Consider the following 22687-nt stretch of genomic DNA (forward strand, 5'->3'; position numbering starts at 1 on the left):
GCGACAAGCGGCCACTGACATGCTGACAGGTTAGTTCAAGCCAAAAAAAAAGCCCGGTTCCAAGGAACCGGGCTTTTCTCGACTGCCGAAGCGGTATTAACGCTTGGAGTACTGAGGACGCTTACGCGCTTTACGCAGACCCACTTTCTTACGCTCGACTTCACGAGCGTCGCGGGTGACGTAGCCAGCACGACGCAGAGCGCCACGCAGGGTTTCGTCGTATTCCATCAGAGCGCGGGTGATACCGTGACGGATCGCACCGGCTTGACCGCTGACACCACCACCGGAAACGGTGACGTAGATGTCGAACTTCTCAACGGTTTCGGTCAGCTCGAGCGGCTGACGAACAACCATGCGAGCGGTTTCGCGACCGAAGAACACGTCCAGAGAACGGTTGTTGATGGAGATGTTACCAGTACCCGGACGCAGGAATACGCGAGCGGTTGCGGTCTTGCGACGGCCAGTGCCGTAATTTTGAGTCGCCGACATAATGAACTATCCCGTTAGATCTTCAGTTCTTGAGGCTGCTGAGCAGTGTGTGGGTGAGCAGCACCCGCGTACACTTTCAGCTTACGGTACATGTCGCGACCCAGCGGGTTCTTAGGCAGCATGCCTTTGACCGCGGTTTCGATAACACGCTCAGGGGCCTTGGCGATCAACTTCTCGAAGTTGATTTCCTTGATACCGCCCGGGAAACCGGAGTGGGAGTAGTACATTTTGTCGGAAGACTTGGCACCAGTCACACGAACCTGCTCGGCGTTGATAACGACGATGTAGTCGCCGGTGTCAACGTGAGGGGTGTATTCTGGTTTGTGTTTGCCACGCAGACGGGTAGCGATTTCGGTAGCCAGACGACCCAGGGTCTGGCCAGCGGCGTCGACTACGAACCACTCGCGCTTTACTGTTTCCGGTTTAGCAGTAAAAGTTTTCATTCTCTAAAGCCTCAGAGGCCGCCCAGCGAAAAATAGACGGCGAATCTTACTGGATAGTGCACAGCTTGCCAAGGGCAAGCGCGCAGCCGAACACAGACGCTTTTGGGGGCTCGGGTCGGGCACGCCAATGTTCGACGGGGTTCTTCCTGCGTGATGGTGCATCACTTCCGCCACGCGGAGAGGGGCTGAATTATCCAGATTGCGAGAAAAATTTCAACCTGCTTTGATGGGCATCTATTGCCAAGGAGTGTCTAACCGATGGAATACCGCCAGCTCGGCCGTACCGACCTCAACGTCAGCGCCCTGTGCCTGGGCACCATGACCTGGGGTGAACAGAACGTTCAGGCCGAAGCCTTCGAACAGATTGCCCAGGCCAAGGCCGCCGGGGTCAACTTCATCGACACCGCCGAGATGTACCCGGTGCCGCCCCGCCCGGAAACCTATGCGGCCACCGAGCGCATCATCGGCAACTGGTTCCGTGCCAATGGTGACCGCGACGACTGGGTGCTGGCCAGCAAGGTCGCAGGGCCAGGCAACGGCATCAGCCACATCCGCGACGGCCAGCTCAAGCACAACCGCCAGCACATCGTCGCGGCGCTGGACGAGAGCCTGAAGCGCCTGCAGACCGACCGCATCGACCTGTACCAGCTGCACTGGCCGGAACGCAGCACCAACTTCTTCGGCAAGCTGGGCTACCAGCACCTGCCGCAGGACCATTTCACCCCGCTGGAAGAAACCCTCGAAGTACTCGACGAGCAGGTGCGTGCAGGCAAGATCCGCCATGTCGGCCTGTCCAACGAAACGCCGTGGGGCACCATGAAGTTCCTGCAACTGGCCGAAAGCCGTGGCTGGCCGCGGGCGGTGTCGATCCAGAACCCGTACAACCTGCTCAACCGCAGCTTCGAGGTGGGCCTGGCGGAAGTGGCCATCCGCGAGCAGTGCGGCCTGCTGGCTTATTCGCCACTGGCGTTCGGCATGCTCTCGGGCAAGTACGAGAACGGTGCACGCCCGGCCAACGCACGCCTGACCCTCTTCAGCCGCTTTGCCCGCTACTCCAACCCGCAGACCGTTGCAGCCTGTACCCGCTACGTGCAACTGGCTCGCGAGCATGGCCTGGACCCGGCGCAGATGGCCCTGGCATTCGTGACCCGGCAACCGTTCGTGACCAGCAACATCATTGGCGCTACCAGCCTGGCGCAACTGGAAAGCAACCTGGCCAGCATCGAGTTGAACCTGAATGACGAGCTGCTGGCAGCGATCGAGGCGATTCACCAGGAGCAGCCGAACCCGGCGCCTTGAGCGTAATCCTTTACCGGCCTATTCGCGGGCACGCCCGCTCCCACAGGGTTCAGCGCAGCCCCTGTGGGAGCGGGCTTGCCCGCGAAGAAGACCACGCGGTGCTGCGGGGTAGACACAATCGCCAAAAAATAAGACGATCCAGCCGGTGATTGACCACTCTACCCTATAAGAACAATGACAATGATGTTTACCCAACCCTCCGCGTCGCTGCGGCGCGTCAGCATCCTGGCCATTGACAAGGTATTTGCTTCTACCTTGATGCAGGCCAAGGACTTCTTCCATCTCGCCGCCCTGCGCTACAGCAAGCAGCTTGGCCTGGGCTTGCAGCCCATGTTCGAAATCCGCCTGGTGAGCCCCGACGGCCAGCCCGTGGACAGCTTCAGCAATGTACAGCTACCGGTCGACGGTGGCCTGGACGACGCTGATGTAATCATCCTCCCGGCCTACTGGGACGACTTCGACAACCTGCTGCAACGTTACCCACAGGTGCTACCTTGGCTGCGCGACCAGCATGCGCGTGGCGCGGTGCTGTGCGCCGAGGCCAGTGGCGTGTTCTGGCTGGCCGAGTCCGGCCTGCTCGATGGCAAGGAGGCGACCACCTACTGGCGCTTCTTCAACACGTTTGCCGAGCGCTTCCCGAAGATCCGGTTGAACCAGGACAAGCACCTGACCGACGCCGACAACATCTATTGCGCTGGCGGTGCCACCTCGGCCTGCGACCTGTACATCTACCTGATCGAACGCTTCTGCGGCGCCAACGTGGCCCGCGCCGTGGCCCGCGACATCCTCTACGAAGTGCAGCGCAACTACACCCCAGGGCGCATGGGCTTTGGCGGGCAGAAGCTGCACCAGGACCTGATCATCCTGCAGATCCAGCACTGGCTGGAAGAGCACTTCGCCGACAAGTTCCGCTTCGAGGACGTGGCCCGCAACCACGGCATGAGCATCCGCAATTTCATGCGCCGCTTCCAGGGCGCAACGGGTGACAAGCCCCTGCACTACCTGCAACGGCTACGTATCGAGACCGCCAAGGGGTTGTTGTCGAGCACGCGCAAGAGCATCAAGACCATCAGTTATGAGGTCGGCTATGACGATGCCAGTTTCTTTGCGCGGTTGTTCCGCCAGCATACCGAGTTGTCGCCGAACCAGTATCGGCAGCAGTTCATGCAGGAGGCTTGAGGCCCAGGGGGCTGCTTTGCAGCCCATCGCGACACAAGGCCGCTCCTACAGAAGTACGCGATCCCTTGTAGGAGCGGCCTTGTGTCGCGATGGGCCGCAAAGCGGCCCCAAAATTCTTAAGGCTTGTGCGCGCGCGACAGGAATTCGTGCGACTGCATCTCCAGCAACCGGCTCAGGGTGCGCTGGAACTCGAAGCTCAGACGCCCACCGGTATACAGGTCTTTCAGCTCCACCTCAGCCGAGATGATCAGCTTGACGTTGCGGTCGTAGAACTCGTCCACCATGTTGATGAAACGGCGGGCGATGTCGTCGGTGGCGACCCCCATCTGCTCCACGTTGCTCAGCAGCACGGCGTGGAAGATCTTGCCCAGTTCGATGTAGTCGTTCTGGCTGCGCGGCCCGTCGCACAGGGCGCGGAAGTCGAACCAGGCAACGTCGTCGCAGGTACGCAGGGCATTGATCGGGCGGTTCTCGATCATCAACACATCGTTTTCGACCGCCTGGGTGCATTCAGGGGTCAGCGCCTTGAAGCTGGCGCGCATGCTCTGGTGCGCAGCGTCATTGAGCGGGTAGTGGAACAGTTCGGCCTGCTCCAGGTGGCGCAGGCGGTAGTCGACGCCGCTGTCGACGTTCACCACATCGGTGAACTGCTTGATCATGGCAATGGCCGGCAGGAAGCGCGCACGTTGCAGGCCGTCCTTGTACAGGCCGTCCGGCACGATGTTGGAGGTGGCCACCAGCGACACGCCGTTCTTGAACAGCTCTTCCATCAGGGTGCCGAGGATCATGGCATCGGTAATGTCCGACACGAAGAATTCGTCGAAGCAGATCACCTTGGCTTCATCGCTGAAGCGCTTGGCGATGATGGTGAGCGGGTTCTTCTCGCCCTTGAGGGTTTTCATTTCCTCATGCACACGCTTCATGAAGCGGTGGAAGTGCGTGCGCATCTTCTGCTTGAACGGCAGCGCCTCATAGAAGGTATCGACCAGGTAGGTCTTGCCTCGCCCTACCCCACCCCAGAAGTACAGGCCCTTGACCGGGGTCTGTTCCTTCTTGCCGAACAGCTTGCCGAACACGCCCGGCTTGTTGTTCTGCGCGTGTACAAGGTCGTCGTACAGGCGCTGCAAGTGACGCACCGCAGTTTCCTGCGCCGCGTCATGGAAGAAGTCGGGACGTTTCAGATCTGCTTGATAGCGTTCTAAGGGAGTCATGATTCGTTAGCGAGGCAACAAAAAACGGGCCGTCACTGTAGCGACAGGCCCGCCTTATGGCAATCAGACTTGCGTCAATATGCCTCAGTCCTGCTGTGGCGCCAAGGCATCGCGCAGGCTTTGAATGGCTGCATCACGGGCCTCGGCGCTGTCGAACTGCGGCCCGTCGGCAACCTGCTCGCCATTCAGCCACAGGCCGAAGCCCAAGCCTTCGACACGCACATCAGCCTCGCCACCTTGCTGCAGCTGCTTGCTCACGGCACCGGCGCTCTTGCCATCGGCAAAGCTGCGCGACAGCAACAGTTGTTCGCCGTCGGCGGCCAGCAGGCGGAAGCGGAAGCTGCCGTCTTCATCACGGAAGCTGACGAAGCGCGCACTCTTGGCGGCTTTCTTCTTCACTTCGGTATTGGCCTGCACGCCACTGCGGAAGGAACGCAAGCCAACGGACTCGCGCAGTTGTTCGAGGAACGGCGTGGCGATCTTGCGCGCCTTGGCGGCGCCGGCCAGCAGGATGTCTTCCAGGTCTGCAGGGCGGGCGATCAACTGGTGGTAGTACTCGCGTTTTTCGGCCAACTGGCCGTCCAGCAGCTGGAACAGGCGCTGCTTGGCATCGCCCCAGCCCAGGCCCTGCAACAGCTCATCACGGAATTCAGCACACTGCCCTGGCGTCGCGAAAGCCTGGTAGAGGGTGAACAGGTGCGAGTTGTCCGGGTCTTTCGCTTCGCCTGGCGCGCGCGAGTCGGTGACGATGCGCGAGATGGCGTCTTTCATATCCTTGGCGCTGGTGAACAACGGGATGGTGTTGTCGTAGCTCTTGGACATCTTGCGCCCGTCCAGGCCTGGCAGGGTCGCCACGCTTTCCTCGATCACCGCCTCCGGCAGGGCAAAGAAGTCCTTGCCCTGGCCGAACAGGTGGTTGAAGCGCTGACCGATGTCGCGGGCCATTTCCACGTGCTGGATCTGGTCACGGCCGACCGGCACCTTGTTGGCGTTGAACATGAGGATGTCGGCGGCCATCAGCACCGGGTAGCTGAACAGGCCCATGGTCACGCCGGCGTCCGGGTCTTCGCCGGCCTCGACGTTCTTGTCCACCGAGGCCTTGTAGGCATGGGCACGGTTCAGCAGGCCCTTGGCGGCAACGCAGGTCAGCAGCCAGGTCAGCTCGGGGATTTCCGGGATGTCGGACTGGCGGTAGAAGGTCACCTTGTCCGGATCCAGGCCACCGGCCAGCCAGGTGGCGGCGATTTCCAGGCGCGAGCGCTGGATGCGCAGCGGGTCATCGCACTTGATCAGGGCGTGGTAGTCGGCCAGGAAGTAGAACGAGTCGACACCGGGCTGCTGGCTGGCACGGATCGCCGGGCGAATGGCGCCGGCGTAGTTGCCCAGGTGCGGAGTGCCGGTGGTGGTGATACCGGTAAGAATGCGCGTGGTCATGGGTGTTCGCTTATTCAGGCTTGGCTCAGTTCGAAAGGCGCGGCAGCAGCAGATCCTTCAGATCGGTCAGCTTGCCATGGAAGAAGTGGCCACATTCTGCCACTTTCAGCAGCTCATGGGGGCGCGACAGGCTGTCGGACCATTCGTAAACCAGCTGCGGCGCAACCACTTCATCGGCGTCTGGCTGCACCACGGTGATCGGGCAGTGCTGTGGCAACGGGAATTCGGCCGTCAGGCGCATGACTGCCGGGGCAATCATGAACAAGTGTTGCAGCGATACCCCGGCTGCTTCCAGGCGGCCGGCCAGGCTGGTAGCGACAAAGCCACCGAACGAGAAGCCCATCAGTACCACTGGCAGCTCGGGGTGCCTGGCACGCAGCCAGGCGGCGGCGGCCTCGGCATCGGCCACTTCGCCGGCACCCATGTCATGGCTACCGGCGCTCTGGCCGACACCACGGTAGTTGAAACGCAGGGTCACATAGCCGGCATCGCGGGCAGTGCGTTGCAGGGTCGAGACCACCTTGTTGAGCATGGTGCCGCCCTGGACCGGGTTGGGGTGGCAGATCAGCACCGCGCCGCGGGCATCGGCCACGTCCAGGTACAAGGCTTCCAGCTGGCCGCTGGGGCCATCGATGAACAAGGGGGTTTCGCGGACAAGCAAGGCACTACTCCGTGACCTCGGGGAGGGTCGATTCGTCTAGGTGAGGAATTCTGTTCTGATTTGCGATCGCTCGCGGTATACAGCGCAGGTCTGAGCCGTTAACGTAAAGCAAAGCCGTTTATAGAGGAAGGACTCGTGGAACTCTCGCTCCTTGTTTGGTTGTTGCCGACCCTGGCCCTGGTCATTGGTGTGGCGGTTGGTTTCATTGTTGCCCGCCTGCTGCCCAACGCGGCGCCGAGTAACACCCAGCGCCAACTGGATGACATCCAGAAGCGCTTCGACAGCTACCAGAACGAAGTGGTCACCCACTTCAACAGCACCGCCATGCTGGTCAAGAAACTGACCCAGAGCTACCAGGACGTACAGGATCACCTGGCCGAAGGCGCCAACAGCCTGGCCCTCGATGACGTCACTCGCCAGCGCCTACTGGCTGCACTGCATTCTGAAGCGCCGCAAGGCCCACGTGACCGCCTGACCCCGCCGAAAGACACCGCCGAAGTGCCGCGCGACTATGCGCCAAAAGCGCCGAACTCGCCGGGCATGCTCGACGAGAGCTACGGGCTCAAGCGTTGATCCGCTGAACATGAAAAAGGCCTCGCGAGAGGCCTTTTTTGTGGGCAAAGCCTGTAGACGACCCCTGTAGGAGCGGCCTTGTGTCGCGAAAGGGCTGCGCAGCGGCCCCAGGATTTCAGCCATCCGGCAAGAATGTCGGGGCTGCTGCGCAGCCCTTTCGCGACACAAGGCCGCTCCTACAGGTGCCACAATGCCTGTTCGAGATCTGCCAGCAGGTCTTCCACATCTTCCAGCCCCACAGACAACCTCACCAACCCTTCCGAAATCCCGTGATGCGCCCGCTCCTTCGGCGTATAGCTGGAATGGGTCATGCTCGCCGGGTGCTGCGCCAGCGACTCGGCATCCCCCAGGCTCACTGCCCGGGCAAACAGCTGCAAGGCATTCATGAATCGCCGCCCGGCCTCAATCCCCCCCTTCAGCTCAAAAGCAATCATCCCCCCGGGCAAACGCATCTGCCGCTGCGCCAGCTCGTACTGGGCGAACGATGGCAAGCCCGGGTAGTGAATCAGCTCGACCTGAGGCTGCCGAGCCAGGAACTGCGCCACCTCCAGGGCATTGGCGCAGTGGCGGTCCATACGCAGTGCAAGGGTCTTGATCCCGCGCATCAATAATGCAGCGTCATGCGGCGACAGCACCGCCCCGGTCATGTCTTTTAGCCCTTCCAGGCGAATACGGTCGATCAGCGCCTTGCGCCCCACCACCAGCCCGGCAGTGATATCGCCATGGCCGCTGAGGTACTTGGTCGCCGAATGCACCACCAGGTCCGCCCCCAGCTCCAGGGGCCGCTGCAGGTACGGCGTGCAATAGGTGTTGTCGACCACCACCCACACATCATGCCCCCGCACCGCCTCGGCTACCGCAGCAATATCCACCAGTTGCATGTTGGGGTTGGCCGGTGTTTCGAAGTAGATCATTCGCGTTTTGCTGTTGATCGCCGCTTTAAGCGCCTTGGCATCATTGAGGTCAACATGGCGAACCTTTACCCCGAACTCACCAATGCCATGGTGCAAGAAGGCAAAGGTGCAGCCATACAACGTGCGCCCGACAATCAGCTCGTCGCCGGGCCGCAGCAGGGTCCAGATGGTCGAGGTGATCGCCCCCATCCCCGACGCCAACGCCAACCCCGCTTCGCCTCCCTCCAGCGAAGCCATGCGCTGCTCCAGCAATGCCAGGGTGGGGTTGGAGATACGGCTATAGAAATGCCCCGCCTCTTCCCCGGCAAAGCAGGCAGCGCCGTATTCCACGGTGGGAAATGCGTACGTGGCGGTCTGGTAAACCGGAGGCACCAGCGCGCCACCGTGGGACAGCGGGTCGTAGCCATGGTGAATGGCCCGCGTGGAAAAACCGGTGTTGTTATGGGAGTCGCGCATGGCAACAGCCTCTGGTGGTTTGTTATAAGCTTATGCCACCGAGCTACCCGATTTTTTCCAAAATGGCCCACGCATGCGGGTGGTTATTGGGACAAAAACAATAATTGAATCATCAGGAGGGCAAATCATGCCTTCGAGCCTCGACCGCACCGACCGCGCCCTGCTCGCCGCCCTGCAGGACAACGCCCGCCTCACCGTTGCCGAACTGGCCGACCAGGTGGCACTCACCACCTCGCCCTGCTGGCGACGGGTCAAACTGCTGGAAGACAACGGCTATATCACTGGCTATCAGGCCATCCTCTCGCCCAAGTCCTTGGGGTTTGGTGTAACGGCGTTCGTCAGCATCATGATGGATTCGCACACCAAGGACATGGCGCTGGCGTTCGAGCAGCGGCTGATGGAAATTCCCGAAATCGTCGCCTGCCACAACATCTCCGGGCGTTATGACTTTTTGCTGGAGATCCTGGCGCGTGACCTGGAGTCGTTCGGCGAATTCACCCGGGAAGTGCTGCAGCGATTGCCGGGGGTTAAGGAGATTTACTCGAGCTTTTCCTACAAGGCGGTGAAGGAACGGCGGGTGATTCCGGTGTCGGAAAAACACATCTGAGACAGATCATTCCGAGTGACGCGAAGCTTCCTACTGGTTGACAGGCTGCAGCTGACATACCGCAAATTCGATTCACGTAAAGCTAGCCCATGTAGTGACCAGAAGAACCTACATGGCACAGGACAACACGTACTATCTCGATGAAGCGCTGTAGCCAGTTCAATAATGCAAACAGAAGTCTCATCACCAACGGGCGTGCACCAAAAGCGCGTGAAAGATCACTACAAAGGTCACGCAACCTTCATACTCCACCACGTGATTCCAATTTCCGAGAACGGATCTGTATACGACGTGGATAACTTGAGAGTAGTTACGCCAGCGGCGCATCACGACATTCACTACGGGGCCTCCGAATGACTCAAAAAGCCACGATTTCCGAATACACAGAACTTGAATTCTTAACCTTTATCAAATCAATAATCAACCCACCAGACAACATAAGCGATCAAGAGCTTGATATACAAATCATGACATTCAAGGCTTTGAGCGAACACCCCAATGGTTCAGACCTAATTTATTGGCCTGAAGCAGACGGCCTTGATACGCCTGAAGAAATTGTACGCATCATAAAAGAGTGGCGCGCAGCTAACGGAAAGTCAGGATTCAAAGCAGAATGACTCTGACACCCTGCTCACGCGGGGTGTACAACCTTAAAGCACCTTAACAGAAAATTCCCACACCCCTTCAAGACCAATCACACAGTATTCTAGGATCACCAAATAAAATAATTAGATTAAAATGGAAAATCCTCTAACGGAGTTAGCTCTAGCATGGCCGCTTGCCTTCCTGACTACATAGTTAAAAAGCTTTCAGAAAAAACATTTGAAAGCTTCGACCATTTCTCACAATCTTTCTGGTTGGCGATCGCAGAAGACCCTATCTACTGTAAGCAATTTGTCCCTGCACAACTCAACCGCCTCAAGAAAGGCTGGCCTCCTCGCGCCCCCTTTTGTGACACCGCGAAAGGCTTGCGCTCCTACCAGATTATCCACCTGCACCTGCCCGAATGGGGTGGGTTGATGTACGACGCCGCGAACCTGCGAATCATGAGCGCCATGCAGTATGCACTGTCATCGGAGGCGCCATGGTGACCAGCGGGAAGCACTGCCTTGCGGACTATACATACGCTGAATTTCAGTCGATTGTTGAAGCGTTGATACAGGCAGAGGGTTCTCCAGCCTGGCAGGACCGGTTACTCGAGCTGTTTATTGAGTTGGTAGCACATCCCGCCGGTTCGGACCTGATCTACTACCCAGGCAACGTAGAGGATATCAATGCCGAAACAGTAATGGCACTCATTGTGAAGTGGAGAGAATCGAAGGGGCTACCACTGTTCAGGGATCAGAAATGTGAACCAAATAGCTGATCAGGTGCAGGAAGCACTGAACAAGCACCAAGCGCTTTTTAGATCAATACCTGCAGGTACACTCCTATACCGTGTGCAGCCTTCTCGCCATGATGCCAACCCCGTCAGTTATCGAGCCGATTCCGATACTCGCTATGCCGACCCTGCCAGACAGGTCGGTGTTTATTACCTCGGCTTTACCGAGGAAGTTGCCATCGCCGAGTCGTTCCAGCCGGGCCAAGGCATTGATGGCCAGCCCGTGCGTCTGTCGCACCTGGAACAGACCTCCCTGCATCTGCTCAAGACAGCTCGTGAATTGTGCGTAGTGGATGTAGCGGCCCTGGCGAATCGGACCACTCATCACAAGATACGGGATATCGTGCAGGCCAAAGGTCAGGGCCGGGAGGGCTATGCACTCACCCAGGAAATCAGCCAAGCATGCATGCATCACCGCAGTGTTGATGGCCTGCTTTATCAGTCAGCGGTCTACACCATTACCGGCTCAATGAAAGGGTGCAATGTCGTGCTGTTCGAGGGCCGCTCAGAGCAGGTCGAAGCGATAAGCCATCAACCGGTGATGGCGGCCGTTCTGGCGAACGGGGAAACGGTACTAGAGTTTCTGGATAGCCTGGGTGTAGCAGTGGAGTAGAGGCACAAGCCGAATCTGTTGGGAAGGCCATATTTCACTGTCCATCGTCAAAAGCATTCACAAAGTCACGCTTGATGATTTCCACGGCTGCACTGTCATCCAGCAGTTCAAAACGTGGCAACTCGCTACCCGGCTCTCCAGGTTCGGAGTAGTCCATCCTGCCGACCAAATGCTGAACCAGAAAATTCATGGCTTCGGTGTCAGCAGGATCTACATCGAGCGACGTGATCAGCTCCTCAACAACTGCTCTCGGCTTGTTTTCGGCAAACTGAAACGACGGATAGAATTTTCTGCGATTACCAGTATTGGTGTAGGCGAGCAGCTTCCCTACTTTTGTCTTCTGGCTCAGCGCTTGTTTGCTGATACCCAGTATTTCACCGACCGCCTTGGCATCCAGCAACTCGCAACGGCTGGCGACACGCTCGAATGCGCGCGCCTTCATCCTGGCGATGGCTTCCTGATTCCGCGTTGCGACACTGCGCTTCGTTTCAACATCGACCTTGGCTAGCGCAACAAACGCTTTTTCGTCTGCCTGGGCCACCGCTTCCATTAACACCGCTTCAGATGCACGTGCAAGGTGCTCCTCGAAACGCTGCCGCAAGGCAGCTTTGACAGCTTCGATGCAAGCGAATGCCGGGTGGAGCGCTTCGCGAGTAGCAGTGGCCATGGGGAATCCTTGAATACGTAGAGGCTATTGGTAAATAAGATAGGGTCTCGATTTTTAACCGTCAACTTGTCAACAAGTCAATTTGTAAACTGGATCAGGTGACTCGGGGCTGCTGCGCAGCCCTTTCGCGACACAAGGCCGCTCCTACACGGATCGCGTCAGCCTGTGGAAAACACAAAATAAAAAACCCCGCCGAAGCGGGGTTTTTCTTGCAGCCTAGCGCTTAGATCGCGCCACGCTGACGCAGCACATCCAGCACCAGCTTCACGCCTTCGTCCACGCTGATCGACTGGGTGTCGATCACCAGGTCAGCATCCAGCGGCACATCGAACGGGAAGCTTTCGCCCGGGATGTTGTCGCCACCGGCAGCGTACAGGCCTTGCGGGTCACGCTCGCGGCAGGCCAGCGGCGAGGCCTGGACGTAAACGGTCACCAGGCGCTCCTTGCCGATCAGTGCCTTGGCCTGTTCGCGGCCTTCGGCATCCGGGGCCACGAACGCAGCCAGGGTCAGCATGCCGGCTTCGTTGAACTGGCGCGCCACATGGGCGGCGCGGCGCCAGTTCTCGGTGCGGCCGGCGCGGTCCTGTGGCAGGCCCTTGTTCAGGTCATGGCGCAGGTTCTGGCCATCGAGCACGTACACTGCACGGCCCATGTCGAACAGCTTGCGCTCCACGGCGTAGGCCAGGGTGCTCTTGCCAGCGCCGGACAGGCCGCTGAACAGCACGGTGGCTGGCTGCTGGCCGAAGCGCAGGGCGCGCTCTTCGGTGGACACGTGGGCCTGCTTGCCATGCTGGCCGGTGCTACCGTGCGGCAGGACTGGCTGAGCGATGATCATGCCGGCGCCGACGGTGCCGTTGGTCAGGCGGTCGATAACAATGAACGCACCGGTAGTGCGGTTGCTGTCGTAACCGTCCAGGGCAATGGCGCTGTCCAGGGATACCTTGACGCGGCCAATCTCGTTCAGTTGCAGGGCGCTGGCAGCGTCCTTTTCAAGGGTGTTCACATCGACCTTGTGGGTGATGCTGGCAATCGAGCCCGGCACGTAGCTGGTGGCGCGCTTGATGTCGTACTTCTTGCCCGGGAGCATCGGCTCCTCGGCCATCCAAACCAGCATGGCGTCGAACTGGTCGGTCACCGGTGGAACGTTGTCGGCGTGTACCAGCAGGTCACCACGGGAGATGTCGATCTCGTCTTCCATGGTCAGGGTCACGGCCTGGCCTGGGCCGGCGTTTTCCAGTTCACCTTCGTAGGTGACGATGGACTTGACCCGGCTGCTCTTGCCCGACGGCAGCACGACGATCTCGTCGCCCTTGTGCACCACGCCGCTGGCGAGGGTGCCGGCAAAGCCGCGGAAGTTCAGGTTCGGACGGTTGACGTACTGCACCGGGAAGCGCAGGTCGGTGAAGTTGCGGTCGGCCGAAACCTCGACGGTTTCAAGGATTTCCATCAGCGTCGGGCCGGCGTACCACGGCGACTGCTCGCTGTGGTTGACCACGTTGTCGCCCTTGAGCGCCGACATCGGCACGAAGTGCAGGCTGCTCGGGGTCAGGTTGATAGCTTCGGCGAACTTCAGGTAGTCAGCCTTGATCGACTCGAAGACGCCTTCATCGAAGCCCTTCAGGTCCATCTTGTTGACCGCCACCACGATGTGCTTGATGCCCAGCAACGAGGCAATGTAGCTGTGACGGCGGGTCTGGGTCTGCACACCGTAGCGGGCATCGACCAGGATGATCGCCAGATCACAGGTGGACGCACCGGTGGCCATGTTACGGGTGTACTGCTCGTGGCCCGGGGTGTCGGCGATGATGAACTTGCGCTTGGCGGTGGAGAAGTAGCGGTAGGCGACATCGATGGTGATGCCCTGCTCACGCTCGGCCTGCAGGCCGTCTACCAGCAGTGCCAGGTCGACTTCTTCGCCGGTGGTGCCGGACTTTTTCGAGTCACGGGTGATGGCCTCGAGGTGGTCCTCGTAGATCATCTTCGAGTCGTGCAGCAGGCGCCCGATCAGGGTGCTCTTGCCGTCATCCACGTTGCCGCAGGTGAGGAAACGCAGCAGTTCTTTACGCTCGTGCTGAGCCAGATAAGCGAGGATGTCTTCGCTGATCAAATCGGATTGGTGCGACATGGAGTAACCCTGAAAATTAGAAGTAGCCCTGACGTTTCTTGTCTTCCATGGAACCGGCGCCATCGTGGTCGATGACCCGGCCCTGGCGCTCGGAAGTGCGCGTCAGGAGCATTTCCTGGATGATGTCGGTGAGCGTTTCGGCTTCCGACTCGACAGCGCCCGTGAGCGGGTAGCAGCCGAGGGTACGGAAACGCACCTTCTTCTTGACGATGCGTGCTTTTTCTTCCTCGGAGAGGTGCTCGAGGATGCGCTCGTCGTCGATCATGATCAGGGTGCCGTTCTTCTCGATGACTTCACGCTCGGCGGCGAAGTACAGCGGCACGATCGGGATACCTTCAAGGTAGATGTACTGCCAGATGTCCAGCTCGGTCCAGTTCGACAGCGGGAAGACGCGGATCGACTCGCCCTTGTTGACCTTGCCGTTGTAGACGTTCCACAGCTCCGGGCGCTGGTTTTTCGGGTCCCAGCGGTGCTTGCTGTCACGGAAGGAGTACACACGCTCTTTGGCCCGCGACTTCTCTTCGTCGCGGCGCGCGCCACCGAAGGCTGCATCGAAACCATGCTTGTCCAGTGCCTGTTTCAGGCCCTGGGTCTTCATGATATCGGTGTGCTTGGAGCTGCCATGGGTGAACGGGTTGATGCCCTGCGCCACACCCTCAGGGTTGACGTGGGTGATCAGTTCCAGGCCCATTTCCTCGACCATCTTGTCGCGGAAGCTGTACATCTCCTGGAATTTCCACTGGGTGTCGACGTGCATCACCGGGAACGGCAGCTTGCCCGGGAAGAAGGCCTTGCGCGCCAGGTGCAGCATCACGGCGGAATCCTTGCCGATCGAGTACAGCATCACCGGGTTGTCGAACTCGGCGGCCACCTCGCGGATAATGTGGATGCTTTCCGCCTCCAGCTGTTTCAAGTGCGTCAGTTTGTCGACCATGGCTACTCACGAAAAACGATCTTATGGACGGCCTGCGGGCCGTGTTCGAGCGAGCCACTTTATCACAGCGGCTTCTTCTATTTAGGCGGCGGGCTAGATCGAAAAGGTCTAACGATATGACTGGGGGTTTGGGCTTGAACGGGGGCCGCTCTGCGGCCCATCGCCGGCAAGCCAGCTCCCACAAAGAGCTCCACAAGTCTCCTGGCCTGCGTAGTACCTGTGGGAGCGGGCGCGCCCGCGAAGAAGGCAACGCCGATATCAGATCGGATTCGGGCAATCGATGAACAGGTGTTCCACGGCAAACCGCCGCGCCAGATAGTCACCCAACGCCTGCACCCCATACCGCTCGGTGGCATGGTGCCCGGCCGCGATGAAGCTGACGCCGTTCTCGCGTGCACTGTGGTAGGTCTGCTCGGACGCCTCCCCGGTGAGGTACAGGTCCACGCCGGCCGCAATCGCGGTGTCGATGTACCCCTGCCCGCCCCCGGTGCACCATCCGACCCGGCGGATCATCTCGTCACCTTCAACCAGCAACGGCTCGCGCCCCAGCACCTCCTGCACCCGCCGGGCAAAATCGCGCGCGGTCATCGGTTCAGCCAGCGAGCCGACCAGCCCCACCACTTTGGGGTTCTCCGGGTCCAGCGGCCCTTCTACGATAATGTCCAGCTGTCGCGCCAACTGCACGTTGTTGCCGACGTCGGGGTGCACATCCAGCGGCAGGTGAAAGGCCAGCAGGCTGATATCGTTGTTCAGCAAGGTCTTCAGCCGACGCTGGCGGATACCGGTAATGCAGGGGTTCTCACCCTTCCAGAAGTAACCATGGTGCACCAGCACCAGGTCGGCCTCGGCCTCGACTGCTGCATCCAGCAACGCCTGGCTGGCGGTAACACCGCTGACGATGCGGCTGACCTGCGGCCGGCCTTCGACCTGCAGGCCATTGGGGCAATAATCCTGGATCTTCGCACTGCCCAGGTAGCGCTCGGCTTCCTCGACCAGGGTGTTGAGAGCGACGGCCATGAAAATCTCCTCGAAAACTGCGCTTTTCTCGGGCGTAACGCCCGTATAATGCCGGCCATTATGGGCCGTCGTCGGCACCGGGGGAACCGGTGTATCATCGCGCGCGCTCATGCCCCGCTGCGCGGCCAGTGGCCCCCGCTCTTTCCAGGATTCGTTCATGTTCAAGGCGTTTCGTTACTTTGGCTGGCCCCTGCTCACCGGCGTGCTGATCGCCATGTTGATCATCCAGCGGTTCCCGGAGTGGGTCGGCCTGCCCAGCCAGGACGTCAACCTGCAACAGGCACCGCAGACCACGCGCATCATGCAGGGCCCGGTGTCATACGCCGACGCCGTGACCCTGGCCGCACCTGCAGTGGTCAACCTGTACACCACCAAGGTGGTGAACAAGAGCGCCCACCCGCTGTTCGAAGACCCGCAGTTCCGCCGCTTCTTCGGCGACAACCTGCCCAAGCAGCGCCGCTGGGAGTCGAGCCTGGGCTCGGCAGTGATCATGAGCCCCGAGGGCTACCTGCTGACCAACAACCATGTCACCAGCGGCGCCGACCAGATCGTCGTAGCCCTGAAGGATGGTCGCGAGACCCTGGCACGGGTAATCGGCAGCGACCCGGAAACCGACCTGGCCGTGTTGAAGATCGACCTGAAGAGCCTGCCGGCCATCACCATCGGCCGTTCCGACACCATTCACATCGGCGACGTGTCGCTGGCCATCGGCAACCCGTTCGGCGTCGGCCAGACCGTCACCATGGGTATCATCAGCGCCACTGGCCGTAACCAACTGGGCCTGAACAACTACGAAGACTTCATCCAGACCGACGCCGCAATCAACCCAGGCAACTCGGGCGGCGCCTTGGTCGATGCCAATGGCAACCTGGTCGGCATCAACACCGCAATCTTTTCCAAGTCGGGTGGTTCGCAGGGCATCGGCTTCGCCATCCCGGTGAAACTGGCACTGGAGGTGATGAAGTCGATCGTCGAGCACGGCCAGGTAATTCGTGGCTGGCTGGGTATTGAAGTGCAGCCGCTGAGCCAGGAGCTGGCCGAGTCGTTCGGCATGAAGGACCGGCCGGGTATCGTGGTGGCGGGCATCTTCCGCGAAGGGCCGGCGGCCAAGGCGGGGCTGCAACTGGGTGACGTGATTCTGAGCATCAACGGCGAACCGGCGGGTGACGGGCGCAAGTCGATGAACCAGGTGGCACGGATCAAGCCTAACGAGAAGATCACCATCGAGGTGATGCGTAACGGGCAGCAGCTTAAGCTGGTGGCAGAGGTGGGGCTGCGGCCGCCACCGGCGCCGGCTGCCGCGCAAGAAGAAAAGTAAACCAACACGGGGTGAACCGTACCGCGGTCCCTGTAGGAGCGGCCTTGTGTCGCGATGGGGCGCGTAGCGGCCCCAGGATCTCAGCTTCGCAGCACATGTTGCCGGGGCCGCCCTGCGGCCCTTTCGCGACACAAGGCCGCTCCTACAAGTACCGCGTCAGCCGCCCCGATGGGGCGGCCCCGGTTACATCAATGCAGGATCTGGCTCAGGAACAACTTGGTCCGGTCACTGCGCGGTCGGTCGAAGAAATCGTCCGGCGCCGCCTGCTCCACGATCTCCCCTTTGTCCATGAAGATCACCCGGTTCGCCACCGTGCGGGCAAAGCCCATCTCGTGGGTCACGCAGAGCATGGTCATGCCATCTTCGGCCAGGCCCACCATGGTATCGAGCACTTCCTTGACCATTTCCGGGTCCAGCGCCGAGGTCGGCTCGTCGAACAGCATGATCTTCGGCTTCATGCACAAGGCGCGGGCAATCGCCACACGCTGCTGCTGGCCCCCGGACAACTGCCCTGGGTACTTGTGCGCCTGTTCAGGGATACGCACGCGCTCCAGATAATGCATGGCAATTTCCTCAGCCTTGCGCCGGGGCATCTTGCGCACCCACATCGGCGCCAGGGTGCAGTTTTCCAGGATGCTCAGGTGCGGGAACAGATTGAAGTGCTGGAACACCATGCCCACTTCGCGGCGGATGGCTTCGATCTGCTTGAGGTCGTTGGTCAGCTCCACGCCATCCACCACGATGCGCCCCTGCTGGTGTTCTTCCAGGCGGTTGAGGCAACGGATGGTGGTGGATTTGCCCGAACCGGACGGCCCGCACAGCACGATACGCTCGCCCTGGCGCACGTTCAGGTTGATGTCCTTGAGCACATGGAACTGGCCATACCACTTGTTCACACCCTGCATCTGGATGATGCCTTCGGGGCCGGCAGGCTGCTTGATCGCTTCACTCATTTCGAAACTCCTAACGCTTGTGGCCAGTGTCCAGCTTGCGCTCCAGGTGCATGGAGTAGCGGGACATACCGAAACAGAAAATCCAGAACACCAGGGCGGCGAACACATAGCCCTCGGTAGCCATGCCCAGCCAGGCCGGGTCGGCGGCGGCTTGCTTGACGCTGTTCAGCAGGTCGAACAGGCCGATGATGATCACCAGGCTTGTGTCCTTGAACAGGGCAATGAAGGTGTTGACGATGCCCGGGATCACCAGCTTCAGCGCCTGAGGCAGAATCACCAGGCCCATCGAACGCCAGTAGCCCAGGCCCATGGCCGCAGCGGCTTCGTACTGGCCTTTGGGAATGGCCTGCAGGCCACCGCGCACCACCTCGGCGATATACGCCGACTGGAACAGGATCACGCCGATCATCGCCCGCAGCAGCTTGTCGAAGCTCATGCCTTCGGGCAGGAACAACGGCAGCATCACCGACGACATGAACAGCACGGTGATCAACGGCACGCCGCGCCAGAACTCGATGAAGGTCACGCACACCACCTTCACAGCCGGCATCCTCGAACGCCGGCCCAGGGCCAGCAGGATGCCCAGCGGCAAGGCGCCGACGATGCCCACGGTGGCGATCACCAGGGTCAGCATCAGCCCGCCCCACTGGCTGGTGGCCACGGTTTCCAGGCCAAGCACGCCGCCATGCAGCAGGGTGTAGGCCAGGATCGGGTACAGCACCAAAAAGCCCAGGCCATAAAAGGCCTTGCGCGGGAAGCGCTTGATGAACAGCGGCGCGGCGCCGAGCACGGCAAGCCACACGGTCAGGTCCACGCGCCAGCGCAACTCGGCCGGGTAGTAGCCATACATGAACTGGCCGAAGCGTTGCTGCACGAACACCCAGCAGGCGCCTTCCTTGGTGCAGTCGGCACGGGTGGTACCGACCCAGTTGGCGTCGATCAACGCCCACTGGATGAGCGGCGGCACGATCAGCCACACCAGGTAGATGGCAAACAGGGTCAGCAGCGTGTTGAGCCAGCTGGAAAACAGATTGGCACGCATCCATGCGAGCACGCCGACGGTTTTCACCGGTGGCGGCATGTCGGGTTTGAAAACATGGGCATTCACGGGCGTATCCTCACCGCTCGATCAGCGCAATGCGCTTGTTGTACCAGTTCATCAGCAGCGAAATGCTGATGCTGATGGCGAGATAGACACTCATGGTGATGGCAATCACCTCGATGGCCTGGCCGGTCTGGTTGAGCACGGTACCGGCAAACAGCGAGACCATCTCCGGATAGCCGATACCGGCCGCCAGCGACGAGTTCTTCGCCAGGTTCAGGTACTGGCTGGTCAGCGGCGGAATGATCACCCGCAGTGCCTGGGGGATGATCACCTTGCGCAGGGTTGGCCCTTCGCGCAGGCCCAGCGAGCGTGCGGCTTCGGTCTGGCCATGGCTGACCGAACGGATGCCGGAGCGCACGATTTCAGCGATGAAGGCTGCCGTGTAGATCGTCAGTGCCAACGTCAGCGCCAGCAGCTCAGGGATCAGCACCCAGCCACCGACGAAGTTGAAGCCCTTCAGCTGCGGCACTTCCCAGGTCACCGGGCTGCCGAACACCAGCACGCTCAGGCCCGGGATGGCGATGAGCAGCGCCAGCCCCACCCAGAACTTGTGGAACGGCACACCGGTCTCGTCGAAGCGTTTGTTGGCGTAACGCACCATCACGACGATGGCGGCAATGGCGACCGCCAAGGCAACGACGAACGGCCAGAAGCCGTCGGTCATCGAAGCGCCGGGCATGTTCAAACCGCGGTTACTGATGAAGAAGGTGTCGTCGATATTGATGCTGCCCCGCGGTCCCGGCAGGGTCAGGAACACGGCGAAGTACCAGAACAGGATTTGCAACAGCGGCGGGATGTTGCGGAAGGTTTCCACATATACGGTCGCGAGCTTGTTGATCATCCAGTTTGGCGACAACCGCGCCACACCGATGATGAAGCCCAGGATCGTCGCCAGGATGACACCGATGAAGGTGACCAGCAGGGTATTGAGCAGGCCGATGACGAACACCCGCGCATAGCTGTCTGACTCCACATAGGGGATCAGGTGCTGGGCGATGCCGAAGCCGGCGCTGCGGTCGAGAAAGTCGAAGCCCGAGGTGATACCCCGGTGTTGCAGGTTGGTTTGCGTGTTGTGGAACAGGTACCAGCCCAGGCCGACCACGAACACGATCGTGAGGATCTGGAACAGCCACGCGCGCACACGCGGATCATTAAGGGACAAGCCCTTGGGTGCGCCGATTTGATTTTGCATGAAGTGCCCCGGACAGTAGGGATTCGAACAGCCTGCGGCGGCGGGATGCCGCCGCAGGGTGCAGCCATCAGCGCACAGGTGGCGCGTACTGGATGCCGCCGTTGTTCCACAGGGCGTTCATGCCACGGTCGATCTTCAGGTCGGTGCTCTGGCCCAGGTTCTTCTCGAACACTTCGCCGTAGTTGCCGACTTGCTTCACGATTTGCACTACCCAGTCTTTGGGCAGCTTGAGGTCCTTGCCGTACTCGCCGTCACCACCCAGCAGGCGGGCCACGTCCGGGTTCTTGGTGGCCTTGGCCTCGGCTTCGACATTCTTCGAAGTGATGCCCGCCTCTTCGGCATTGAGCATGGCGAACAGGGTCCACTTGACGATGCTGAACCACTCCTCGTCGCCTTTACGCACCACCGGGCCCAGGGGCTCCTTGGAGATGGTTTCCGGCAGTACCACGTACTCGGTCGGCGCCGCCAGCTTGGAACGCTGGGCGAACAGCTGCGACTTGTCCGAGGTCAGCACGTCGCAACGGCCCGATTCCAGCGACTTGGCGCTTTCGTCCGAGGTGTCGAAGGTGATCGGGGTGTACTTCAGGTTGTTGGCGCGGAAGAAGTCCGACACGTTCAGCTCGGTGGTGGTACCGGCCTGGATACAAATGGTCGCGCCATCGAGTTCCTTGGCACTGGAAACACCCAGCTTCTTGTTGACCAGGAAGCCGACACCGTCGTAGTAGGTGACGCCTGCAAACACCAGGCCCATGCCGGCATCGCGCGAGCTGGTCCAGGTGGTGTTGCGCGACAGCACGTCAACCTCGCCCGACTGCAGGGCAGTGAAGCGTTCCTTGGCGTTGAGCTGGCTGAACTTGACCTTGGTGGCATCGCCGAACACGGCGGCGGCCACGGCGCGGCACACATCGGCGTCGATGCCGACGATCTTGCCCTGCGCATCAGGTACGGAGAAGCCCGGAAGGCCGTCGCTCACGCCACACTGGACGAAGCCCTTCTTCTTGACCGCATCGAGGGTGGCGCCGGCCTGGGCAGTGCTCACGGCGCCCAGTGCGGCGGCAGCGGTCAGGACTGCCAGGGTGGTTTTCAACATCTTCATTCACAACCTCCAAATCGCTCTTGTTGTATCGAGCCGGAATTGCACCGCACCCTTTTGAGGCGTATCCGACCCGTATTGGCTTGTTATTGGGTCAATTGGCGCAATGGGCTGTTCTGTGACAGCCTTCGCGTGCAAAGGGTGTTACCGTCACGGCCTGCCCTTTGCATCACAGAATGGATTGCAAAGCGCGTACCAGAATTTGCAGCTGTAGCGTTTAAGCGCTCGTCAAGTAGGGAAAGTTGTATCGTTGCGACATTCTTTTTCCGACAATCATTTGCAGCGCCTTCTTTTCAGGCACGCCCTAACAAGACCCGCACACTTTCGGAGCAGTCATGACCAACCCGCTGATTCTTGAACCACAGAAAACCGCTGACGCCTGTGTGATCTGGTTGCACGGTTTGGGGGCCGACCGTTACGACTTCCTACCGGTAGCCGAATTCATGCAGGAGCGTCTGCCCAGCACCCGCTTCATCATGCCCCAGGCCCCCACCCGCCCCGTGACCATCAACGGCGGCTACGCCATGCCCAGTTGGTATGACATCAAGGCCATGACACCAGCCCGTGCCATTGACGAAGTGCAACTGGAAGAGTCGGCCGATCAGGTGATTGCCCTGGTCAAGGCCGAGCAGGCCAAAGGCATCAACCTGTCGCGGATCTTCCTGGCCGGTTTCTCCCAAGGTGGTGCGGTGGTGCTGCACACTGCTTATATAAAGTGGCAAGAAGCACTCGGCGGGGTGATCGCCCTGTCCACCTACGCCCCCACCTTCCACAACCAGCACCAGTTGAGTGCCTGTCAGCAACGCACGCCGGCCCTGTGCCTGCATGGCGTGCATGACCCGGTGGTGATCCCCTCCATGGGCCGTACCGCCTTCGAGTATCTGAACACCTGGGGTATCGCCGCCCGCTGGCACGAGTACCCGATGGAGCACGAAGTGGTGGTCGAAGAGCTGAACGACATCCAGCTCTGGCTGAGCGAGCAACTGCAATAAGCCAGTGCCGCCTGTAGTTGTAAGGCTATTC

At 60.3% G+C, this 22687-nt stretch carries 25 protein-coding genes; 11 read left to right on the forward strand and 14 right to left on the reverse strand.

What is annotated here, in order from left to right:
• Positions 1 to 96: 96 nt before the first annotated feature.
• Positions 97 to 489, reverse strand: coding sequence for a 30S ribosomal protein S9 (gene rpsI, locus ACQKPZ_RS12855; protein ID WP_003260797.1), 393 nt, complete (start codon positions 487 to 489; stop codon positions 97 to 99).
• Between the two features lie 14 nt (positions 490 to 503).
• Positions 504 to 932 carry a 50S ribosomal protein L13 gene (gene rplM, locus ACQKPZ_RS12860; protein WP_003251819.1) on the reverse strand — a complete coding sequence of 143 codons (429 nt, stop codon included), beginning with the start codon at positions 930 to 932 and terminating at the stop codon, positions 504 to 506.
• 258 nt (positions 933 to 1190) lie between these two features.
• Between rplM and ACQKPZ_RS12865 the strand changes: the two genes are divergently transcribed.
• Together ACQKPZ_RS12865 and ACQKPZ_RS12870 are read left to right on the forward strand one after the other, a co-directional pair.
• Entirely contained in the window at positions 1191 to 2231 is a 1041-nt protein-coding gene (locus tag ACQKPZ_RS12865; protein WP_427538477.1) for an NADP(H)-dependent aldo-keto reductase, read from the forward strand.
• A 258-nt stretch (positions 2232 to 2489) separates the two neighbouring features.
• Entirely contained in the window at positions 2490 to 3410 is a 921-nt protein-coding gene (locus tag ACQKPZ_RS12870; protein ID WP_391127785.1) for a GlxA family transcriptional regulator, read from the forward strand.
• Between the two features lie 116 nt (positions 3411 to 3526).
• On the opposite strand, the gene zapE is transcribed toward ACQKPZ_RS12870, so the two are convergent.
• The 3 genes from zapE to ACQKPZ_RS12885 all read right to left on the reverse strand — a co-directional run bounded on the left by zapE (position 3527) and on the right by ACQKPZ_RS12885 (position 6716).
• Entirely contained in the window at positions 3527 to 4621 is a 1095-nt protein-coding gene (zapE, locus tag ACQKPZ_RS12875; RefSeq protein WP_427538480.1) for a cell division protein ZapE, read from the reverse strand.
• A gap of 84 nt (positions 4622 to 4705) precedes the next feature.
• A complete protein-coding gene (locus tag ACQKPZ_RS12880; RefSeq protein ID WP_427538483.1) occupies positions 4706 to 6055 on the reverse strand; it encodes a tryptophan--tRNA ligase in 1350 nt (449 codons plus the stop codon).
• A gap of 25 nt (positions 6056 to 6080) precedes the next feature.
• On the reverse strand, positions 6081 to 6716 hold the full coding sequence (locus ACQKPZ_RS12885) for an alpha/beta hydrolase (RefSeq protein ID WP_427538486.1): 636 nt from the start codon (positions 6714 to 6716) through the stop codon (positions 6081 to 6083).
• Positions 6717 to 6851: 135 nt separating this feature from the next.
• Between ACQKPZ_RS12885 and ACQKPZ_RS12890 the strand changes: the two genes are divergently transcribed.
• The gene (locus ACQKPZ_RS12890) at positions 6852 to 7289 is read left to right on the forward strand and encodes a YhcB family protein (RefSeq protein WP_012274081.1); all 438 of its coding nucleotides are present in this window, start codon (positions 6852 to 6854) and stop codon (positions 7287 to 7289) included.
• 176 nt (positions 7290 to 7465) lie between these two features.
• On the opposite strand, the gene ACQKPZ_RS12895 is transcribed toward ACQKPZ_RS12890, so the two are convergent.
• Positions 7466 to 8659, reverse strand: a complete 1194-nt coding sequence (locus tag ACQKPZ_RS12895; RefSeq protein WP_427538489.1) for a methionine gamma-lyase — start codon at positions 8657 to 8659, stop codon at positions 7466 to 7468.
• Positions 8660 to 8786: 127 nt separating this feature from the next.
• Between ACQKPZ_RS12895 and ACQKPZ_RS12900 the strand changes: the two genes are divergently transcribed.
• The 6 genes from ACQKPZ_RS12900 to ACQKPZ_RS12925 all read left to right on the forward strand — a co-directional run bounded on the left by ACQKPZ_RS12900 (position 8787) and on the right by ACQKPZ_RS12925 (position 11260).
• On the forward strand, positions 8787 to 9266 hold the full coding sequence (locus ACQKPZ_RS12900) for an Lrp/AsnC family transcriptional regulator (RefSeq protein ID WP_016498026.1): 480 nt from the start codon (positions 8787 to 8789) through the stop codon (positions 9264 to 9266).
• Between the two features lie 165 nt (positions 9267 to 9431).
• Positions 9432 to 9623, forward strand: a complete 192-nt coding sequence (locus ACQKPZ_RS12905) for an HNH endonuclease signature motif containing protein (protein WP_427538492.1) — start codon at positions 9432 to 9434, stop codon at positions 9621 to 9623.
• A complete protein-coding gene (locus ACQKPZ_RS12910; RefSeq protein WP_427538495.1) occupies positions 9620 to 9883 on the forward strand; it encodes a bacteriocin immunity protein in 264 nt (87 codons plus the stop codon). Before ACQKPZ_RS12905 ends, ACQKPZ_RS12910 begins: the two co-directional genes overlap by 4 nt.
• Before the next feature lie 153 nt (positions 9884 to 10036).
• Complete coding sequence (locus ACQKPZ_RS12915; RefSeq protein WP_427538498.1) at positions 10037 to 10357, forward strand: S-type pyocin; 321 nt, start codon at positions 10037 to 10039, stop codon at positions 10355 to 10357.
• A complete protein-coding gene (locus ACQKPZ_RS12920; protein ID WP_427538501.1) occupies positions 10351 to 10632 on the forward strand; it encodes a bacteriocin immunity protein in 282 nt (93 codons plus the stop codon). Before ACQKPZ_RS12915 ends, ACQKPZ_RS12920 begins: the two co-directional genes overlap by 7 nt.
• Complete coding sequence (locus ACQKPZ_RS12925) at positions 10616 to 11260, forward strand: RES family NAD+ phosphorylase (protein WP_427538504.1); 645 nt, start codon at positions 10616 to 10618, stop codon at positions 11258 to 11260. The genes ACQKPZ_RS12920 and ACQKPZ_RS12925 overlap by 17 nt, the downstream gene beginning before the upstream one ends.
• Before the next feature lie 34 nt (positions 11261 to 11294).
• On the opposite strand, the gene ACQKPZ_RS12930 is transcribed toward ACQKPZ_RS12925, so the two are convergent.
• The 4 genes from ACQKPZ_RS12930 to ACQKPZ_RS12945 form a co-directional block, all read right to left on the reverse strand.
• Complete coding sequence (locus ACQKPZ_RS12930; RefSeq protein ID WP_427538507.1) at positions 11295 to 11927, reverse strand: hypothetical protein; 633 nt, start codon at positions 11925 to 11927, stop codon at positions 11295 to 11297.
• Between the two features lie 223 nt (positions 11928 to 12150).
• Positions 12151 to 14052: a sulfate adenylyltransferase subunit CysN gene (cysN, locus tag ACQKPZ_RS12935; protein WP_391127619.1), complete on the reverse strand. Its 1902-nt coding sequence runs from the start codon at positions 14050 to 14052 to the stop codon at positions 12151 to 12153.
• A 16-nt stretch (positions 14053 to 14068) separates the two neighbouring features.
• Entirely contained in the window at positions 14069 to 14986 is a 918-nt protein-coding gene (gene cysD / locus ACQKPZ_RS12940; RefSeq protein WP_003251799.1) for a sulfate adenylyltransferase subunit CysD, read from the reverse strand.
• A gap of 258 nt (positions 14987 to 15244) precedes the next feature.
• Positions 15245 to 16003, reverse strand: coding sequence for a Nif3-like dinuclear metal center hexameric protein (locus ACQKPZ_RS12945; RefSeq protein ID WP_427538510.1), 759 nt, complete (start codon positions 16001 to 16003; stop codon positions 15245 to 15247).
• A 157-nt stretch (positions 16004 to 16160) separates the two neighbouring features.
• Between ACQKPZ_RS12945 and algW the strand changes: the two genes are divergently transcribed.
• Entirely contained in the window at positions 16161 to 17321 is a 1161-nt protein-coding gene (gene algW, locus ACQKPZ_RS12950; RefSeq protein ID WP_427538513.1) for a Do family serine endopeptidase AlgW, read from the forward strand.
• 188 nt (positions 17322 to 17509) lie between these two features.
• On the opposite strand, the gene ACQKPZ_RS12955 is transcribed toward algW, so the two are convergent.
• From ACQKPZ_RS12955 to ACQKPZ_RS12970, 4 genes are all read right to left on the reverse strand, one after another.
• A complete protein-coding gene (locus tag ACQKPZ_RS12955) occupies positions 17510 to 18274 on the reverse strand; it encodes an amino acid ABC transporter ATP-binding protein (RefSeq protein WP_003251792.1) in 765 nt (254 codons plus the stop codon).
• A gap of 10 nt (positions 18275 to 18284) precedes the next feature.
• The gene (locus ACQKPZ_RS12960; RefSeq protein ID WP_264360699.1) at positions 18285 to 19382 is read right to left on the reverse strand and encodes an amino acid ABC transporter permease; all 1098 of its coding nucleotides are present in this window, start codon (positions 19380 to 19382) and stop codon (positions 18285 to 18287) included.
• A 10-nt stretch (positions 19383 to 19392) separates the two neighbouring features.
• The gene (locus ACQKPZ_RS12965) at positions 19393 to 20571 is read right to left on the reverse strand and encodes an amino acid ABC transporter permease (RefSeq protein ID WP_427538516.1); all 1179 of its coding nucleotides are present in this window, start codon (positions 20569 to 20571) and stop codon (positions 19393 to 19395) included.
• Between the two features lie 67 nt (positions 20572 to 20638).
• Positions 20639 to 21667 carry an amino acid ABC transporter substrate-binding protein gene (locus tag ACQKPZ_RS12970; RefSeq protein WP_391127601.1) on the reverse strand — a complete coding sequence of 343 codons (1029 nt, stop codon included), beginning with the start codon at positions 21665 to 21667 and terminating at the stop codon, positions 20639 to 20641.
• 332 nt (positions 21668 to 21999) lie between these two features.
• Here ACQKPZ_RS12970 and ACQKPZ_RS12975 point away from each other — a divergent pair, with 332 nt between their 5' ends.
• Positions 22000 to 22656 (forward strand): alpha/beta hydrolase, encoded by a 657-nt coding sequence (locus ACQKPZ_RS12975; RefSeq protein ID WP_427538519.1) that lies wholly within the window; start codon positions 22000 to 22002, stop codon positions 22654 to 22656.
• The last annotated feature ends 31 nt before the right edge of the window (positions 22657 to 22687 follow it).

Source organism: Pseudomonas sp. NPDC089547, from assembly GCF_050280665.1.
Taxonomy (GTDB): domain Bacteria; phylum Pseudomonadota; class Gammaproteobacteria; order Pseudomonadales; family Pseudomonadaceae; genus Aquipseudomonas.

Coding starts and splice junctions, on each gene's coding strand:
- ACQKPZ_RS12970 (WP_391127601.1), bottom strand. CDS start 21,667: ATGAAGATGTTGAAAACCACCCTGGCAGTCCTGACCGCTGCCGCCGCA.
- ACQKPZ_RS12880 (WP_427538483.1), bottom strand. CDS start 6,055: ATGACCACGCGCATTCTTACCGGTATCACCACCACCGGCACTCCGCAC.
- rpsI (WP_003260797.1), bottom strand. CDS start 489: ATGTCGGCGACTCAAAATTACGGCACTGGCCGTCGCAAGACCGCAACC.
- ACQKPZ_RS12865 (WP_427538477.1), top strand. CDS start 1,191: ATGGAATACCGCCAGCTCGGCCGTACCGACCTCAACGTCAGCGCCCTG.
- cysN (WP_391127619.1), bottom strand. CDS start 14,052: ATGTCGCACCAATCCGATTTGATCAGCGAAGACATCCTCGCTTATCTG.
- algW (WP_427538513.1), top strand. CDS start 16,161: ATGTTCAAGGCGTTTCGTTACTTTGGCTGGCCCCTGCTCACCGGCGTG.
- rplM (WP_003251819.1), bottom strand. CDS start 932: ATGAAAACTTTTACTGCTAAACCGGAAACAGTAAAGCGCGAGTGGTTC.
- ACQKPZ_RS12920 (WP_427538501.1), top strand. CDS start 10,351: ATGGTGACCAGCGGGAAGCACTGCCTTGCGGACTATACATACGCTGAA.
- ACQKPZ_RS12945 (WP_427538510.1), bottom strand. CDS start 16,003: ATGGCCGTCGCTCTCAACACCCTGGTCGAGGAAGCCGAGCGCTACCTG.
- cysD (WP_003251799.1), bottom strand. CDS start 14,986: ATGGTCGACAAACTGACGCACTTGAAACAGCTGGAGGCGGAAAGCATC.
- ACQKPZ_RS12905 (WP_427538492.1), top strand. CDS start 9,432: ATGCAAACAGAAGTCTCATCACCAACGGGCGTGCACCAAAAGCGCGTG.
- ACQKPZ_RS12975 (WP_427538519.1), top strand. CDS start 22,000: ATGACCAACCCGCTGATTCTTGAACCACAGAAAACCGCTGACGCCTGT.
- ACQKPZ_RS12895 (WP_427538489.1), bottom strand. CDS start 8,659: ATGCGCGACTCCCATAACAACACCGGTTTTTCCACGCGGGCCATTCAC.
- ACQKPZ_RS12930 (WP_427538507.1), bottom strand. CDS start 11,927: ATGGCCACTGCTACTCGCGAAGCGCTCCACCCGGCATTCGCTTGCATC.
- ACQKPZ_RS12955 (WP_003251792.1), bottom strand. CDS start 18,274: ATGAGTGAAGCGATCAAGCAGCCTGCCGGCCCCGAAGGCATCATCCAG.
- ACQKPZ_RS12910 (WP_427538495.1), top strand. CDS start 9,620: ATGACTCAAAAAGCCACGATTTCCGAATACACAGAACTTGAATTCTTA.
- ACQKPZ_RS12900 (WP_016498026.1), top strand. CDS start 8,787: ATGCCTTCGAGCCTCGACCGCACCGACCGCGCCCTGCTCGCCGCCCTG.
- zapE (WP_427538480.1), bottom strand. CDS start 4,621: ATGACTCCCTTAGAACGCTATCAAGCAGATCTGAAACGTCCCGACTTC.
- ACQKPZ_RS12870 (WP_391127785.1), top strand. CDS start 2,490: ATGCAGGCCAAGGACTTCTTCCATCTCGCCGCCCTGCGCTACAGCAAG.
- ACQKPZ_RS12965 (WP_427538516.1), bottom strand. CDS start 20,571: ATGCAAAATCAAATCGGCGCACCCAAGGGCTTGTCCCTTAATGATCCG.
- ACQKPZ_RS12915 (WP_427538498.1), top strand. CDS start 10,037: ATGGCCGCTTGCCTTCCTGACTACATAGTTAAAAAGCTTTCAGAAAAA.